Origin of the sequence: Exiguobacterium sp. Helios (assembly GCF_014524545.1) — a bacterium.
In the GTDB taxonomy this organism is placed as follows: domain Bacteria; phylum Bacillota; class Bacilli; order Exiguobacteriales; family Exiguobacteriaceae; genus Exiguobacterium_A.
The window spans coordinates 1,626,719-1,642,135 of sequence record NZ_CP053557.1 but is presented as its reverse complement, the minus strand read 5'-3'; the positions used below and the strand labels follow the sequence as shown (position 1 = coordinate 1,642,135).

The 15,417-nt window shown below is 48.6% G+C and carries 16 protein-coding genes; 6 read left to right on the top strand and 10 right to left on the bottom strand.

Going from position 1 to position 15,417, the window contains the following annotated elements:
* Window positions 1-125 precede the first annotated feature (125 nt).
* Window positions 126-614, top strand: a complete 489-nt coding sequence (locus HNY42_RS08465) for a DUF4825 domain-containing protein (protein ID WP_188004221.1) — start codon at window positions 126-128, stop codon at window positions 612-614.
* A gap of 89 nt (window positions 615-703) precedes the next feature.
* Here the strand turns inward: HNY42_RS08465 and HNY42_RS08460 are convergent, their stop codons facing one another.
* From HNY42_RS08460 to HNY42_RS08450, 3 genes are all read right to left on the bottom strand, one after another.
* Window positions 704-2,077, bottom strand: a complete 1,374-nt coding sequence (locus HNY42_RS08460) for a PTS transporter subunit EIIC (RefSeq protein WP_188004220.1) — start codon at window positions 2,075-2,077, stop codon at window positions 704-706.
* Window positions 2,078-2,089: 12 nt separating this feature from the next.
* Window positions 2,090-2,974: an N-acetylmuramic acid 6-phosphate etherase gene (gene murQ, locus HNY42_RS08455; protein WP_188004219.1), complete on the bottom strand. Its 885-nt coding sequence runs from the start codon at window positions 2,972-2,974 to the stop codon at window positions 2,090-2,092.
* A 148-nt stretch (window positions 2,975-3,122) separates the two neighbouring features.
* A complete protein-coding gene (locus HNY42_RS08450) occupies window positions 3,123-5,063 on the bottom strand; it encodes a glycoside hydrolase family 3 protein (protein WP_188004218.1) in 1,941 nt (646 codons plus the stop codon).
* Window positions 5,064-5,283: 220 nt separating this feature from the next.
* Here HNY42_RS08450 and HNY42_RS08445 point away from each other — a divergent pair, with 220 nt between their 5' ends.
* On the top strand, window positions 5,284-5,799 hold the full coding sequence (locus HNY42_RS08445; protein ID WP_188004217.1) for a hypothetical protein: 516 nt from the start codon (window positions 5,284-5,286) through the stop codon (window positions 5,797-5,799).
* Between the two features lie 87 nt (window positions 5,800-5,886).
* Here HNY42_RS08445 and HNY42_RS08440 read toward each other — a convergent pair whose 3' ends face one another.
* Both HNY42_RS08440 and HNY42_RS08435 read right to left on the bottom strand, forming a co-directional pair.
* Window positions 5,887-6,621: an acetoacetate decarboxylase gene (locus tag HNY42_RS08440; protein WP_188004216.1), complete on the bottom strand. Its 735-nt coding sequence runs from the start codon at window positions 6,619-6,621 to the stop codon at window positions 5,887-5,889.
* A 13-nt stretch (window positions 6,622-6,634) separates the two neighbouring features.
* Window positions 6,635-7,657, bottom strand: coding sequence for a ketopantoate reductase family protein (locus HNY42_RS08435; RefSeq protein WP_188004215.1), 1,023 nt, complete (start codon window positions 7,655-7,657; stop codon window positions 6,635-6,637).
* A gap of 103 nt (window positions 7,658-7,760) precedes the next feature.
* Between HNY42_RS08435 and HNY42_RS08430 the strand changes: the two genes are divergently transcribed.
* On the top strand, window positions 7,761-8,636 hold the full coding sequence (locus HNY42_RS08430) for a LysR family transcriptional regulator (RefSeq protein WP_188004214.1): 876 nt from the start codon (window positions 7,761-7,763) through the stop codon (window positions 8,634-8,636).
* A gap of 68 nt (window positions 8,637-8,704) precedes the next feature.
* Here HNY42_RS08430 and HNY42_RS08425 read toward each other — a convergent pair whose 3' ends face one another.
* Entirely contained in the window at window positions 8,705-9,034 is a 330-nt protein-coding gene (locus HNY42_RS08425; protein WP_012370213.1) for a winged helix-turn-helix transcriptional regulator, read from the bottom strand.
* Window positions 9,035-9,376: 342 nt separating this feature from the next.
* On the opposite strand from HNY42_RS08425, the gene HNY42_RS08420 reads away from it, so the two are divergent.
* Entirely contained in the window at window positions 9,377-10,579 is a 1,203-nt protein-coding gene (locus HNY42_RS08420) for an MFS transporter (protein WP_188004213.1), read from the top strand.
* A gap of 2 nt (window positions 10,580-10,581) precedes the next feature.
* Window positions 10,582-10,818: a hypothetical protein gene (locus tag HNY42_RS08415; protein ID WP_188004212.1), complete on the top strand. Its 237-nt coding sequence runs from the start codon at window positions 10,582-10,584 to the stop codon at window positions 10,816-10,818.
* A gap of 54 nt (window positions 10,819-10,872) precedes the next feature.
* On the opposite strand, the gene HNY42_RS16235 is transcribed toward HNY42_RS08415, so the two are convergent.
* Together HNY42_RS16235 and HNY42_RS16230 are read right to left on the bottom strand one after the other, a co-directional pair.
* On the bottom strand, window positions 10,873-11,277 hold the full coding sequence (locus tag HNY42_RS16235) for a class I SAM-dependent methyltransferase (protein ID WP_255508285.1): 405 nt from the start codon (window positions 11,275-11,277) through the stop codon (window positions 10,873-10,875).
* Window positions 11,278-11,286: 9 nt separating this feature from the next.
* Window positions 11,287-11,616 (bottom strand): class I SAM-dependent methyltransferase, encoded by a 330-nt coding sequence (locus HNY42_RS16230; RefSeq protein WP_255508284.1) that lies wholly within the window; start codon window positions 11,614-11,616, stop codon window positions 11,287-11,289.
* A gap of 157 nt (window positions 11,617-11,773) precedes the next feature.
* Here HNY42_RS16230 and HNY42_RS08405 point away from each other — a divergent pair, with 157 nt between their 5' ends.
* Window positions 11,774-12,679, top strand: coding sequence for a TerC family protein (locus tag HNY42_RS08405; protein ID WP_188004211.1), 906 nt, complete (start codon window positions 11,774-11,776; stop codon window positions 12,677-12,679).
* A gap of 128 nt (window positions 12,680-12,807) precedes the next feature.
* Here the strand turns inward: HNY42_RS08405 and sstT are convergent, their stop codons facing one another.
* Together sstT and HNY42_RS08395 are read right to left on the bottom strand one after the other, a co-directional pair.
* Window positions 12,808-14,079 (bottom strand): serine/threonine transporter SstT, encoded by a 1,272-nt coding sequence (gene sstT, locus HNY42_RS08400; RefSeq protein ID WP_188004210.1) that lies wholly within the window; start codon window positions 14,077-14,079, stop codon window positions 12,808-12,810.
* Window positions 14,080-14,490: 411 nt separating this feature from the next.
* Complete coding sequence (locus tag HNY42_RS08395; protein WP_188004209.1) at window positions 14,491-15,342, bottom strand: hypothetical protein; 852 nt, start codon at window positions 15,340-15,342, stop codon at window positions 14,491-14,493.
* Window positions 15,343-15,417: the final 75 nt, after the last annotated feature.

The window sequence follows — 15,417 nt, the reverse complement described above, 5'->3', positions numbered from 1 at the left end:
TCCTTCTTGTCAGCGTAGTGTTCAAAGACCATCAATTGTTACTAAAGTTCCAATATAAGAATTTTTTAGGAGATACTTCATGAATTATGATACCATTAGTACGAGATCCATAAAGGAGAGATTGTATGAAACGAATTTTGATTCCATTCCTGTCGATTGCCTGTCTGGTATTGATCTGGAACGGCTACAGCCAGCATGCCGATTCAAAGACGGACCTGTTCCACTATAAACATTCCTATGTCGGCGACAACAGCGCCGTCGCGAATATCGTCAAAGAACTGGCACACCATCAAGAGTTGCATCAGATTGCCCTCGAAACGAAACAAACACCGTATGGAATCCATTTGACTTACATGGACATCGAGACGGAACAAGTCGAACAGGAGATCAAAGAAACGGTCCTGTTCAACGCGACCTACCTGTTTGTCCTCATCGATAACGTGGACCGGATTACATTTACCTTCCCGGATTATACCTTTACCGTGACCCGCGATAAACTGGATGGCTGGTACAACACGCAACTCAGCACAATCGAACAGGAACAAGCAGTCACAAAATTGATTCAGCGTCATTTGAAGTCTGAAGACAAGATCAACCAGTTTTTCGCCGACTGATGCAGGACTGACAACGCGTCAAAAAAAGATGGAATATCACGGTCATGTGATCTTCCATCTTTTTGTTGTGCACAGTTCTTCTGCTGACGTTAAATTCCGTCCGCCATTTCTTCCTTAAATCCAAACCAGAATGTAAACAGGAAACCGAAGACGTACGAGATGACGAGACCGCCGATATACGTCAAGTACATCCCGTTATCGATCAACGGTGTCAACGACAGACCGGATACACCGACCCCAAGCGCCGCCGTTTTCATCGTCGCTTGGAAGGCACCGCCGACTGCGGCTCCCATACAAGCCGTCAAGAACGGACGACCAAGTGGTAACGTGACCCCGTACAGCAACGGTTCACCGATACCGAGGAACCCGACCGGAATCGCTCCCTTGATAATGTTGCGCAACCGTTGATTCCGTGTCTTGACGAAAATCGCCATCGCTGCTCCGACTTGTCCGGCTCCCGCCATCGCAAGAATCGGCAAGAGTGCCGTATTTCCGACCGTGTTCAGCAGTTCCAGATGAATCGGGGTCAGTCCGTGATGAAGACCGACCATGACGAGCGGCAGGAAAAATCCGGCGAGGACGGCACCAGCAAGCGGACCACCGACTTCAAGAATCACGTTAATCGCTTTCATGATACCGTCTGATAAAACGCCGGCGACCGGCATGATGGCATACAGCGCCGTAAAGCCGACAATCAAGACGGTGAAGAGTGGGGTAAAGATAATATCAATTGAGACCGGCATGAACCGGCGGATGTGTTTTTCGAGATACGTCATCAACCAGGCGGCAAAGATGACCCCAAACAAACCACCCCGACCGACGACAAGCGGTTCCCCGTAAATGACGATATCGACAAGCAGCGGATTAAACAGAATTCCGCCGGCAATCGCCCCGAGGACCGGCGTGCCGCCAAATTCCTTCGCCGTATTCCAACCGACGAGAATCGCTAAGTAGGCGAAAACGGTACTACCAATCAATAACAGAATCTGCATCCACGTTTCTGTCGCATCGACCCCGGCATTTTTCGCAAAGTTTGCCGCGCCGTTAATGATTCCTGACGCGACCAGTCCCGGAATGAGCGGGATGAAGATATTACCTAAGCGTCGTAAAAAGCGTTTGAACGGTGATTTTTGTTTGTCCTTCACTTTTTGCCGTTCAATTGCGGCCCGTTCTTCAAACGTCAAATTCTCTTCGACCGACTCTTCACCGATCGCAAGCCCTGTCTCGCGGCTCAAGTGGTCGGCGACCCGGTTGACCGTTCCCGGTCCGACGACGATTTGCAGCGTCTCGTCATCGATGACGCCCATGACACCGTCAATTTGTTTCAGTGCCGGTATATCGGCTTTCGTCGGATCCTTCAGCGACAACCGGACACGTGTCATACAGTGGGCCAGTTGCCGGAGGTTGTCTTTTCCCCCGACATGTTCGAGGATGGCGGATGCCAACACTTCTTCTTTCTTCATGTTCGTCCCCCCTTAAAGCGCGTCGCGGACGAATCCGTGCGCACGTTGTAATCGTTCGACTGCATCAGTATACGAAACGTCCGCTAAAATCATGACGATCGCCGTCTTGACGTGGCCGTTCGCCGATGTGAAATAACGCGCGGCTGTCTCAAGCTCAACCCCTGTCGCTTCCACAATCATCCGTTTGGCCCGAATTTCGAGTTTTTCATTCGTCGATTGGACATCGACCATCAAGTTTTGGTAGACTTTCCCAACGCCGATCATCGCCGCCGTCGAAATCATGTTCAACACGAGCTTTTGTGCCGTCCCGGCTTTGAGCCGGGTCGAGCCGGTCAAGACTTCCGGACCTGTCTCGACTTCAATCTGGAGGTCGGCATGCTGGCTGATGATGGCTTCTTTATTACAGGATAAGGCAGCCGTTACCGCACCGACTTCACGTGCATAGTCGAGACCGCCGATGACGTATGGGGTCCGGCCGCTTGCCGCAATGCCGATGACTGTATCGTTTGCCTTTAACTGCAGGGCTTGTAAATCTTCGACGGCCAGCGTCTTGCTGTCCTCCGCCCCTTCGACGGCTTTGATCAGTGCCCTTTCGCCCCCGGCAATCAGTCCGACGACCATGTCCGGTGAGACCCCGAACGTCGGCACACATTCTGCCGCATCGAGCACACCCAGTCGTCCGCTCGTGCCGGCTCCGATATAAATCAGCCGTCCACCTGATTGAAACGATTGAACGACTCGATCGACGACTTGTTTGATGACCGGAATTTCCTGCCGGATGACACTCGCGACCGTCTGATCTTCCTCGTTCATGACCGTCAGGATGTCTTCGACTGACATATCGTCTAGACTCATCGTTCGTTCATTGCGGCGTTCTGTCGCCAATTTCTCTAACATAACTTTCATCCTCTCTCAACAGCTCCTTTTTTCCTGATCATAACGAAACATTAATCCAAAAATAAATTTATATATTAGAAATAAAATTTCAGAAGAAGTCAATAGGGAAAGCCCAATCGAGTCGATTGGACTCCCTCAAACGAGCCTGTTATTTATTCCAGTTGCGGAATCCGTCCCCGAACTCGCGGTACAAGCCGGTTTGGAACGTACCGTCCTTAAACTTCGGTACATCAACCGGTAATTTCCCTTGTGGTACGAATTCACCAAAAATGGCGCGGATTCCTGCCGGTAAATTCGGTCCGGCTGATTTTGTGTTTCCCGCTTCCGAATCCGGTCCGTTCGGATCACCTTTGAAGCCGTAAACGAGTAATTGGGCGTCAGCATCCGGTTGGACGGCGACGTCATACGGATTCCGCAGACTGAGCAGGACGGATTTTTTACCCGTTCGGTTTGCCTGACGGAATACTTCAGCCGGCACATAATGATCTGCGGAAAATGTTCCGAGCTTCGCACTGTTATTGACGTTCGAGCCGACAATCAGATAGTCTGCTTGACTAATTTTCTCCTGAAGCGCCGGATTTTGATCGAGATGCGGCGTCGAGGCTCCATAATTTTCCGTCAGCACGTTGACCTGCTTCAGGTTCCCGGCATTTTTCTCAAGCGACCGGATCGTCTTGACCATGCTGTCCGTCTGATCTTTTGTTGGTGACAGGACAAGGACCGTCTGCCCTTTTTTCAGTTTGAACGGCAATGTCTTCCGGTCATTTTTGACGAGCGTGACTGCCGCTTCCGTCATCTGCCGCTCAAGCGTCCTGTGCTCAGGACTGCCGACGATCGACTTCGCCTCGACCAGTTTTTCCTCAAGCGTCACATTCGAAGTTGCTTCACTCCAAATACCGCGTTTCGCTTTGAGTGTCAGAATCCGTTCGACCGAACGATCAATGTCCGCTTCCGAAAGCTCCCCGATTTCAACCGCTTCGATTACGTCGTCAAAAATCGACTCCAGTTTCGTCACATCGTTCACGGACCGGAGGATCGTCGGCATCAACGCGATATCGACACCGGCTTTAAACGTTTTGATGACGGCTTCCGACTCCGTGAAATTGTCGGCAATCGCCTGCATGTTCAACGCATCGGTGACGACAAGTCCCTGATACCCGAGCTCTTCCCGTAAGACACCGGTAATGACGTCATCCGACAATGTCGCCGGTAACGGGAATGTTCCTTGTTTAGACTCGACGACCTCATCCTCGATCTGCGGCATCCCGATGTGTCCTGTCATGACCATGTCGATTCCTTCCACCACTGCCCGCTTGAACGGAATCAGTTCGAGCTGTTTCAGTTCCGCCAGTGATTTATCGACGACCGGCAGACCGTAATGCGAATCGACCGCCGTATCGCCGTGTCCCGGGAAGTGTTTCGCCGTCGCAACGACCCCTTGTTCCTGGATACCGCGCGTCATGGCCGAACCCAGTTCCCCAACCAGGTTCGGATCACTGGAAAATGAGCGGACCCCGATGACGGGATTGCCCGGATTGTTGTTGACGTCCAGGACCGGACCAAAGTTGACGTTGATGCCGAGCGCATGCAGTTCGGAACCGATAATTCCGCCTGCAGCTTCCGCATAAGCCGGACTGCGGGTCGCCCCGAGTGCCATGTTGCCCGGTAAGTTCGTTCCCGTTCCGAGTCGCGTCACGATTCCGCCTTCCTGGTCGATTGTTACGAACAACGGAATGTCGTTGCTTGGATCCTGCTCGACGACTTCCTGCAGATCATGGACGAGTTTCGTCGTCTGTTCCGTCTCGCTGACGTTTTCCGCAAACAGGATGACACCGCCTAAATCAAACCGGTCGATGACCCGTCCGACTTCCGGTGCCAGTTGCGTATGATTGACCCCGTCCCATAACCGGAAATCCGGCATAATCATTTGACCGATTTTTTGTTCAAGTGTCATCTGTTCCAGTTGCGCGTCGACCTGTTGCGTGACGGAAGATGACGTTTCAGCCGCGACCGGTTGCACCGGCAGAGACGCGGCAAGTAACGCCGTCGTCAATCCGAGTGTCGCCGTCCAGTTGAGTTTCTGTCCCATATGCTCAGCTCCCCTTTTGTTTTGACCCCTGTCTGATTGCTGTTGCTTCCCCGTGTTCACTGTTAGTATAACAAGCCTAACAATCAGAAACAATATTTTATTTGAAAGCGTAAACATTTTGAAACAAAGTTTCTTTAATCATCTTTTCTCTTTAAGACTAAAGATAGGAATTCCGGTACAATTAATACATCGTCACATCTAAAAAGGAGACAATCATTGCATGAAAAAATTCCGCGGCAAACGCCGCTACTTCCGACAACTTCAAGCTGAGCAGCACCTGACGGCTCACCATCTAGATTTCAGTCCCGACAGCTGGTTTGATTTTTGGCACGTTCATCTTGATTTTCACGGACGCGGAAATGGTCATCTTAAAGTCCGAAAAGCGCATGTTCAGGGACTATTTCAGCTGATGAATGAGCTTGATGACGCTCTTAAGGCATGGGGACACTCTTATCAGCTGTGGATTGAACTGTCACGGTTGGACGCAGGGGCGGACGCCGTTTTTGTTCATACGAACAATCCGAACGGAAACAATTTCCCGTTCGTACTCCCGACCTTAACGAAAAATCCTGAACCACTTCCAGCCTATCTACAGGATATCGCTGACCTCGAGCAGTATCATATTCGTTCATACGAACGGTGCACTTTCGATGAATTTGATGACGAACCGGAAGAAAGCTTTGATCACATACTCGTTATTGAAAAGAAAGACATCATCCGTTCGGTGAGTCCGTAAAAAAAAAGCCCATTCATCACGGTCCTGGAAGGACATGACGGATGGGCTCTCGTTTAATCGTAAAATGAAGATGATTTCAAACATTTCTTACTTCATATAATCAAACATCTTCTTCGGACCGCCGAGTCGTAAATCGGCGATAATGTGTTGCGCATCCATGATTTTTCCGACCGGGAAGTCGGCCAGTGGTGCCACGACATGATGGAACAATTCCAGGCGGGCCGGGCCACGATAGGCTTCCTTCACCTGAATATCCGTGATTTGACTGCGCGTCAATTCAGAAATGATCAGCTCCCCTTCGTAGCCGCGGTGTTGCTTCAGCATGAATTGCGGCGTCCCGATGATGGCTTTCGCCTCTTCTTCCTTGATCGGATAGTACTTATAACCCATCGTCGCCTGGGCGACACGAAGCGAATGATAATCGAGTGTTCCAACGAGAACGTCGTTGTCTAAAAATAGCTTCGGTGAACCATATTTTTTCGGGAACGAGGCGACTTCCCGTCCGGAAGCGATCGCCGCCTGATTGTTGACATACATCGACAGGTAGAACTCCCCGATTTCTCCGTTATACCGCACCGGGATGACATGTCCGCATTCCAGATACGATCCGAGTCCCGTACTGTCCGGCATATTGATGACTTCGAACTTGATTTGGTTACCGATCAGCTCAAGCGGTTCCGGTACGACGGCTCGCAATTGTTCCAGGTCCGTTTCATAGACGATATTCAAGTATTCCCGGTTCCGGAAGAAAATATCGACCGCTGGAAAGACCGGCGCGTTAACTGGTGTCGCGACGATATTTTGGACATCCTCTTTTTTCATCTGATCATCCCCCTTATTTAACTTCGAGAAGTGTCTTGAACTGCTCGACACTCTGTTCAAAGTCGGTTACTTCCTGTTTGTCCTGTGCATTTCGGACGAGTGCCTGAATCATGGAGTTGACCGGTGTCGGAATGCCGTAAGTTTCCCCGTACATCGTGACGACACCGTTAATGTAGTCGATTTCGGTCGGCTGGTGTTTCCGTAAATCCTGCAACATGCTCGCTTCAAGATTTCGCGAGCTGTTCATCAGCTGCGGCAGTTCGATCATCTTTTGATCAATATCATCGAGCTCGCTGTACACCGTCAAATCCGCTTCCCCCATCCGCGCAAATTCGATTCCATGCGCATGACCGACATCAAGGACTTCCTTCATCGCGTGAATCGCGGCCCGCAACAGGACCGGATGGTCAAGCACGTCGCCATACGTCCCGTTACACGCAGCAGACAATCCGCTGAACGCACTGTTAATAATCAGTTTCGACCATTTCGTGCCCGGCAGGTTATCGGAAATCTCCGTTCCGCCGATCGTATCCAGGACTTCTTTTAACTGAACAATCCGGTCTGTCGTCGCCCCGTCGAGTTCACCGATTTGTAAGGCATATTTTTTAAAGAACGCGTAGTCTGTTGTCAGACGGGATTGTCCCGGTCCGACATATGTCGCCCCGAACTCCACGGACCCGGCGATAATCCGTTCGCTCGGAATATGCTGACGGATGATTTCTTCCGGCACTCCGTTTTGCAAGGAAACGAGGATGCCGTCTTCTTTTAAAATGGCTTTGACGGCCGGTAAGACTTGCGGATTGTAGAGCTGTTTCGTCAGCAGCAGCACGACATCGTACGTTTTATCAATTTCTTGCGGCAGCATCGCCGTCACGGGTTGCGTGAACTCCGGTCCGACAACGCGTGCCCCTTTCGTGTTCAGTGCCGTTACGTGTTCTAAGTTCGTATCAATCAAGTCAACGACAGGATATGTTTCACTCAAATACGCACCCATGATGGTACCGAGCGATCCTGCTCCATATATTGCGATATTCATTTCCATCACCTCTGTTATGAGCATATACCTGTTTTTACATAAACGAAAATATATAATGATATATACTACTATAAACCATTAGTTATATAGGAGGATTTAAGACATGGAACTGTTGCATTTAAAATACTTTCGAACCGTCGCGGAAGATTTGAACTTCACCCATGCTGCGAAACGTCTGTTCATCAGTCAACCGGCACTCAGCATGACGATTAAAAAACTCGAACGCGAGTTACAGACGGAACTGTTTCACCGCAATGGGCGGACGATTACTTTGACGAATCAAGGATTGATTTTACTGCGGTCCGTCGAAAAAATTGAGACTGAATTGGAACTGGTCAAAGAACGGCTGGCGAATCCGCAACAGGACGTAACGATCAGCCTCGCCAGTTCGCACGGTCGATTCATCCAGCTGCTGCTTGCGGAATTTTTAATGAATCCGTCATCCACTTTGTTTAATACGGAAATCCTGTCAAACCGCGAAATTCTGTCGCAACTTTTGTCGGACGAAGTCCATTTCTCAATCAGTTTCATGGAAATCAAACATCCGGAGATCACGAGTGAACCCGTCATTGAAGAAGACATTGTCCTGACGTATCCCGGCCACTGCACGGAACAGGACGTCCTGCGTGTGCTCTATGACAGCGAGACGACAAAATCTTTCCTGTTCCCTTCACACAATAAGGATTACAACAACTTCATTAAATTAAAGATGACGGAATTCAGTCTGTACGCCGACTCGATTCGTTACATCGATGACGTCTCGTTACAAATTGCTTTGCGCCAGCAACGGTATTTCAGTTTCGTTCCCGTCTCCGTCTGCCGTGAACTGCAGCTTCCGTACGTCTCCAAGGCTAACCTGACGATTGTCTCAAAAATCTATCTGTCACGCTTAAGCCGTGGCCTGACCGAAGAACAGCAGACTGTTTACGATGCCATCAAACAATTCTTCCTCCGCGAAGCCGCTTCCTTCGTTAAATAATGAATACACGAAAGACGACCGTCCTGATGACAGGCGGTCGTTTTGCTGTGCTATTCGATTGTTACGATTTAAGAAGACACGACTTCCTCGCCCGTCAGATCGATATGCCCTTCGCCCCAGGCACACATGGCGTCTAAGATTGGGCGCAATGACCAACCGTAATCCGACAAGGAATAGATGACTTTCGGCGGAACCTGTTCGTAGACCGTCCGGATGATGACACCGTCCTGTTCGAGTTCCCGCAGTTGCTGCGTCAACATTTTCTGTGTAATGTTCGGCATCAGCTTTTTCAATTCGCTCGTCCGGCGTTCGCCTTTGATGAGGTGACACATGATGACGACTTTCCATTTGCCTCCGATGACTTGCAGGGTTGCTTCGACCGGAATGTTATAGGCCATGCTGATTCTTCCTTTCGTTTCCCGAAGTACGGGGACAGGTACTTTTTAGTGCCTATCGCACTTGAAAGTGCGTACTTCTCAGGTAGATTTGATGGGTTTATGATAACAACTGTCAATAGAAAGTACAAGCCACCTTCGTCTGTTACTTCGATCTTCGAGGGTAAGGTACTTTTTAGTGCCTATGGTACTTGAAAGTGCGTACTTCCATGAAAAGCAACGCCGCTCTATGATGGGATCACGCAGAAGTGTTCTCCCTTCATCCAAACGATCGGGGCCCGGTCGTTCAGAGCAGCCGTTGCGTTGTCTACTATTATCTATTTCACTAATTCAGGAGGAATCATCATGAATCAATTAAACCCGCGTGCCGAACAGGAACAGGTCCCGCAAAACGGCCGCCTTGCCCTGCTCGCACTTGCCATCAGCGCCTTTGGAATCGGAACAACCGAATTTGTCCCCGTCGGCTTGCTCGCAGCGATTGCCGGTGATTTAAATATCGGTATCACTCTGGCCGGACTGATTATTTCCGGATATGCGATCGGCGTCGCCGTCGGTGCGCCGATCTTAACCGCTCTGACGAACCGGATGAACCGGAAAACGCTTCTCATGTCGTTGATGGTCGTCTTTATCGCCGGTAATCTCGTCTCTGCCGTCGCTCCGAGTTTTGAACTGTTGATCGTCGCCCGCTTCATCACGGCGTTCTCGCACGGCGTCTTCTTCTCGATCGGCGCAACGATTGCCGTCCAGCTCGTACCGGCCGATAAAAAAGCCAGTGCCATCGCTTTGATGTTTACCGGACTGACGGTTGCAACCGTGACCGGAGTTCCGCTCGGCACATTCATCGGTCAAGCATTCGGCTGGCGCGCGACATTCTTCGCCGTCGCGGCACTTGGTCTTGTCTCGATCATCGCCAGTTTCTTCCTGATTCCAAAAGACTTAAAACAATCTCCACCGGCGAAATTTTCCGACATGTTTAAACTGTTGACGAATGGACGCTTGATTCTCGGATTCCTGATTACAGCGCTCGGTTACGGCGGAACGTTCGTCGCCTTCACCTACCTGACACCGATCATGCAGGACGTCACGAAAATCAGCCCGAGCCTGATCAGTATCATCCTGCTCGTCTACGGAATTGCTGTCGCCATCGGTAACGCAGTCGGCGGAAAGCTCGCCAACGGTAATCCAATCAAAGCGTTATTCTATATGTTCATTCTGCATGCGATCATCATGATTGCCCTGTCGTTCATGATTCCATTTAAAGTCGCCGGTATCATCGGCATCATCCTGACGGGCTTACTCGCCTTCATGAATGTCCCGGGGCTTCAACTCTATATCGTCCAACTGGCGGAAAAATATGTCCCGGCAGCCGTTGATGTCGCTTCGGCGTTAAACATCTCTGCTTTTAATATCGGAATTGCCCTCGGTGCAACGATCGGCGGAATTGTTGCCGACACGATCGGGCTCGTCCACACACCGTGGGTCGGAGGCATCATGGTCATCTTAGCCGTCATCCTGACTGCCGTTTCCCGTCGTCTGGAACGTCTATAATCTTGACGACGGATCTGCGTGCACTTGACTACACCGTCCGGATACTCGGAATGGTGTTCGAGATGCAAGTCATTAGTGTCTTGTTACAAACGCCTTGTTCATTCGACCAAATGTTATCGATCCGACTGTATCCTTCACCACGTGATTTGACCGTTTGTCTCGCAAAACTCGAACAACGCGGAGTCATCGAACGGTCGTCAAGCATTTACCAGCTGACGCCAACCGGTGAAAGTTTATAACCAATCTTTCGAGTAATCGAACAACAAACCCAGCGTCCTCATGGACGCTGGGTTTTAGTTCATCGCGACAAGCGTGAACTCCCAGGGGATGTTTTCGCCCTTCCACCCCGGATGTTCGTCCAGTTGCAAGAGGGTAAAGCCGCTCCGGATGACGGTGTTCACAATTTCACTCATCGTATAGTGCCGCAACAGCACCTTCGGAAAATCCGTTTGCTCGACCGGATCAAAATGATTTTGATGGGCAATATCAGCTTCATATGTATCCTGATCAAAATAACGCGGGATGTACTTGTCTTCATGAATACAATGTTTGATCGGATGATAATCACTCAAAATCAGTTTCCCGCCCGGCTTGAGCAAGGCAAACAAAATCGCCGTGAATGCCTCCAGGTCATGAAAATAATGCAATATCCCGCCTTCAAGATACAGGACATCGAATTGGTGCTGATAGGTATGCAAATCGATGTCCTAAATATCACCGACGATATAGTCAATCTGCGTCCCGGCACAGGCGGCAAGCTCAAGGGCATAGCGCCGGTTTTCTTCCGAGATATCAAAGACGGTGACGTCTGCTCCAAGCAACGCCAGTGGAACCGCCTTCCGTCCGTTCGATCCACAGAGATTGGCAATTCGTTTTCCGACAACTTCTTCAAAATAGTTCTGATGTTTCTTGAGACTAGCCATCGGATTTAACATAATATCTTTTGCCTTGTCCGCCGGCGCCCCGTCGCGTTGATTCCAAAATTCATAGGCCCGGTATTCCCAAGCGGTTTTGTTGATGGCACTTGATTTTTCCATACAATTACCTCCTTTTACCCTTCATTTTGATTTTAAGTCGAAAAAGTGTCTGATTCCGTTTTTGTAAATAAACAGCATACTCGCCCCTTTACTTTGAGTTCTTATGAACTTATAATCAAAATATAAACCGAACACAACTTAAAAGGAGGAAGCGCTGTTGACACTATTGATTGTATTTTTAGCGATCGTCTTCATCATGCTCGCACTGGACCTTGGCGTATTTCACAGGAAAGCCCATGAGGTCTCGCTTCGCGAAGCCTGGACGTGGACGTTCGTCTGGATCGGACTCGCCGTCGCCTTTGGCGGTTGGTTATTCTATGCGCAAGGCAGCGACGCTGCAATTGAATACACGAGCGTGTATTTCATCGAGAAGGCACTCGCGATTGACAACGTCTTCGTCTTCTCACTCGTCTTTGCGTACTTTGCGATTCCGTTGAAGTACCAGCACAAAGTCCTGTTCTGGGGAATTCTCGGTGCCATTCTCTTCCGTGTCATCTTCATCGTCGCAGGGGTATCGCTTCTTGAGAACTTCGCATGGGTGTACTACATCTTCGGGGCATTCCTCGTCTACACGGGTTACATGATGTTCAAGAACATCGGTCAGGAAACGTCGCTTGAAGAAAACAAAACGATACGTTGGCTTGAGAAGCGCTTGCCGATCACACAAGACATCTCGTCCGGTAAATTTACGCAACGGATCAACGGTAAATTGTTCTTTACACCACTGTTAATCGCGTTGATCTTCATCGAGATTTCGGATATCGTCTTCGCCGTCGACTCGGTCGCAGCCAGCTTCGCGTACTCGCGTGATCCGTTCATCATCTTCTATGCGAACATCATGGCAATCCTTGGACTCCGGAGTCTCTACTTCGTCCTCGCAAACCTGATTGACCGCTTCTACTACCTGAAACACGGTCTCAGCTTCATGCTCGTCTTCATCGGAGCGAAGATGATTTTCAGCGATGTCTACAAAATGCCAATCTGGATGTCACTCGGAACAATCGTCCTTGTCATCCTGATCAGTGTCATTTATAGCTTTAAAAAGACAAAAAAACAAAAGTAACTTCAGGCAAGGAGGGAATCACATGATTCTCTCCTTGTTTTCCGTTCCATCCATGACGACAAAAAAGATGAAAGACATCTCTTCTTACCGGATGTCTTTCATCTCTTTTTTGACAGCATCAACGCAAATCAGCTGTTGACGACTTGTTCAGTTGGTTCTTCAACCATGATCGGTCGATTGATTGACAGTTGTTCGCCGTCTTTTAACCGTTTTTTGAATTCAGCTGTCGCTGTAAACAGAACATCGGTCGAAGAGTTGAGTCCTGTTTCAAACGAATCTTGTAAGACACTGATGATGAATCCGACAGCGATGACTTGCATCGCAATCTCATTCGGAATTCCGAATAGGCTGCAGGCAAGCGGAATCAACAGGAGTGATCCGCCCGCAACACCGGAAGCACCACAGGCACAGACAGCAGCCAGGACACTTAAGATGATAGCTGTCGGAAGATCGACCGGGATGTTAAGCGTATTGACCGCAGCAAGTGTCAGGACGGAAATCGTTACGGCCGCCCCCGCCATGTTGACGGTCGCACCGAGCGGAATCGAAATTGCATACGTCTCTTTATCGAGACCCAGTTTTTTACACAGCTCCATGTTAACCGGAATATTGGCAGCCGAACTCCGTGTGAAGAAGGCTGTAATTCCGCTCTCACGGATACATTTGAAAACGAGCGGATAAGGATTTTGACGAACGTTGATGAAGACGATCAGTGGATTGACGACAAGCGCAACAAACAACATCGTCCCGATCAACAGCACAAGCAGTTGACCATAGTTGAGAAGGGATCCGAGACCGTTTTTCGTAATCGACTCAATGACAATCCCCATGATTCCGAGTGGTGCGAGTTTAATGATCCACCCGACCATCTTCGCGATCGCATCCGAAAAATTTGAAATGAACGTTTTCGTTGAATCGGAAGCATTTTTCAGTGCCAACCCTAACACGATGGCCCACGTTAAGATCCCAATGTAATTGCCTTGGACTAACGCATTGACCGGATTGTCCACCATATTCAAGACAAGTGTCCGGATGACTTCAATCGCATTACCCGGCGCAGCTAATTTCTCCGTACTTTCCGTCAGCGTTATGCTGACAGGGAACAGGAAACTGAATACAACTGCAACGGCTCCCGCCAAGAATGTCCCGAGGAGATACAGGAAGACAATCGACTTCATGTTCGTCTGTTGTCCTTTTTTATGCTGGACGATCGCTGCCATGACCAGGAAAAATACTAAAACCGGCGCGACGGCCTTCAGCGCGGAAACAAACAGTGTTCCAAAGATAGTGATGGACTGGGCAGCTTCAGGAATCGATACAGCTAAAATAATACCAATAATCAAACCGACTGCAATTTGTTTCACTAAACTGATTTGGTTCCACATCTTCAAAACTTTCATACGTTCCCCTCCAGGTTCAAAACGAATAAGTTATTTAGAATTTGAAAAATAACGATTCTCTCTCCTATCCAAAAGACAGATAGTTTACTCGTTTACTTTTCTAAAAATTCTTTCAGTTTGTTGTGTTCTATTTTTACATAAATCCGGTGAAATAAAAACTAGTTTTTTGCAAGAAACCTGATTCGTTTAAGACTAGGTGTTAAAAATTTCAAGATGCAATCGATTGCATAAATAAGAAATTAGAGGCCTGTTTTTTCTTATAATTTTCACGAAATCGCTTGATAAGTAATAAAAATGGACTGACCAATTTCAAAAAACGCACCTTCCTTTTTTACGATAAATCGTCTCAATGAAAATAAATAAAAAAAGCATCCCAAAAAGATGCTTTTTGTTGTAAAGTCAGACTTTTTTTTACTTTTTCGTCATGTAGACTTCAATGATTTTTGTGTATAACGCATCCAATCGGGCATTCTCTTGTACCAGGATTGTTTCTTTTGTATTCACAAACAGTTGATTCGCTTCTTCAAATTTCCCGGCGTAAACCAGCAGTCTGATTGCACCGCGTTTGTCTCCGACGATTTCCGATGCGTCTTCCCGTGCGTAAAGTAATCGATCATATACTTGATCCATGATTTCGATTTTCTCGTCTGCACTGAAGTTATTGGCATCCAGGTAAGCTTTCAAACGATTGGCGTAGTCCTTATAGTCGAGAACCGTTAAGGCTTTTGTAATGGATCCGTACTGACCTTCAAATAACTTGATTTGCTTATTTTCGTAGTCAACGATCACTTTGTACAGCGCCTGTCCTTCTTTGGTCAACACCTTTTCCGCCTTCGTCAAACGAATGGTTTCTTTTTTCAACGCCGCAATTCGTTTGTCCGCAGCCTTTCTTTCCTTCTGAGTGTTCACTTCTTTAATCAGCTTTTTCAAGGCTTCCGCTTCTTTTCGTGCCTTCTTCCGATCCGTCATATACTGTATTGATTTTTTGTTATACGCTTCCAATTTGGTGCGGTACACAGAATCCGTGATGTAGTCCGGTACTTTGATTCCGCCCAGATTCCCCATATGGAAGAGTGTGCTGCCGTACGATGCCACAACTTTCGTTTGTTTGGCGCGATACTTTTTGTAGTCGAATTTTTTCTTGGCGACTTGGGTTGTCTTGGTCGCCGCGTCCGCTACATTGCTGTTAACTCCGACTCCCGTCAATACAAGAGCCGTTACAAGCGTACTCGCCATCGCTTTTCGAACCGTTACCTTTTTCATACGTTCACGTCCTTTTTTATGTGGATTATGCTTCAGTCATTTTTTATCCCAAGGAAATAAGTAAATATATTCCAT

What these genes read in the sequence shown, in the direction of transcription:
- HNY42_RS08465 (WP_188004221.1), top strand. Translation starts at nt 126, where the DNA reads ATGAAACGAATTTTGATTCCATTCCTGTCGATTGCCTGTCTGGTATTG.
- HNY42_RS08460 (WP_188004220.1), bottom strand. Translation starts at nt 2,077, where the DNA reads ATGAAGAAAGAAGAAGTGTTGGCATCCGCCATCCTCGAACATGTCGGG.
- murQ (WP_188004219.1), bottom strand. Translation starts at nt 2,974, where the DNA reads ATGTTAGAGAAATTGGCGACAGAACGCCGCAATGAACGAACGATGAGT.
- HNY42_RS08450 (WP_188004218.1), bottom strand. Translation starts at nt 5,063, where the DNA reads ATGGGACAGAAACTCAACTGGACGGCGACACTCGGATTGACGACGGCG.
- HNY42_RS08445 (WP_188004217.1), top strand. Translation starts at nt 5,284, where the DNA reads ATGAAAAAATTCCGCGGCAAACGCCGCTACTTCCGACAACTTCAAGCT.
- HNY42_RS08440 (WP_188004216.1), bottom strand. Translation starts at nt 6,621, where the DNA reads ATGAAAAAAGAGGATGTCCAAAATATCGTCGCGACACCAGTTAACGCG.
- HNY42_RS08435 (WP_188004215.1), bottom strand. Translation starts at nt 7,657, where the DNA reads ATGAATATCGCAATATATGGAGCAGGATCGCTCGGTACCATCATGGGT.
- HNY42_RS08430 (WP_188004214.1), top strand. Translation starts at nt 7,761, where the DNA reads ATGGAACTGTTGCATTTAAAATACTTTCGAACCGTCGCGGAAGATTTG.
- HNY42_RS08425 (WP_012370213.1), bottom strand. Translation starts at nt 9,034, where the DNA reads ATGGCCTATAACATTCCGGTCGAAGCAACCCTGCAAGTCATCGGAGGC.
- HNY42_RS08420 (WP_188004213.1), top strand. Translation starts at nt 9,377, where the DNA reads ATGAATCAATTAAACCCGCGTGCCGAACAGGAACAGGTCCCGCAAAAC.
- HNY42_RS16230 (WP_255508284.1), bottom strand. Translation starts at nt 11,616, where the DNA reads ATGGAAAAATCAAGTGCCATCAACAAAACCGCTTGGGAATACCGGGCC.
- sstT (WP_188004210.1), bottom strand. Translation starts at nt 14,079, where the DNA reads ATGAAAGTTTTGAAGATGTGGAACCAAATCAGTTTAGTGAAACAAATT.
- HNY42_RS08395 (WP_188004209.1), bottom strand. Translation starts at nt 15,342, where the DNA reads ATGAAAAAGGTAACGGTTCGAAAAGCGATGGCGAGTACGCTTGTAACG.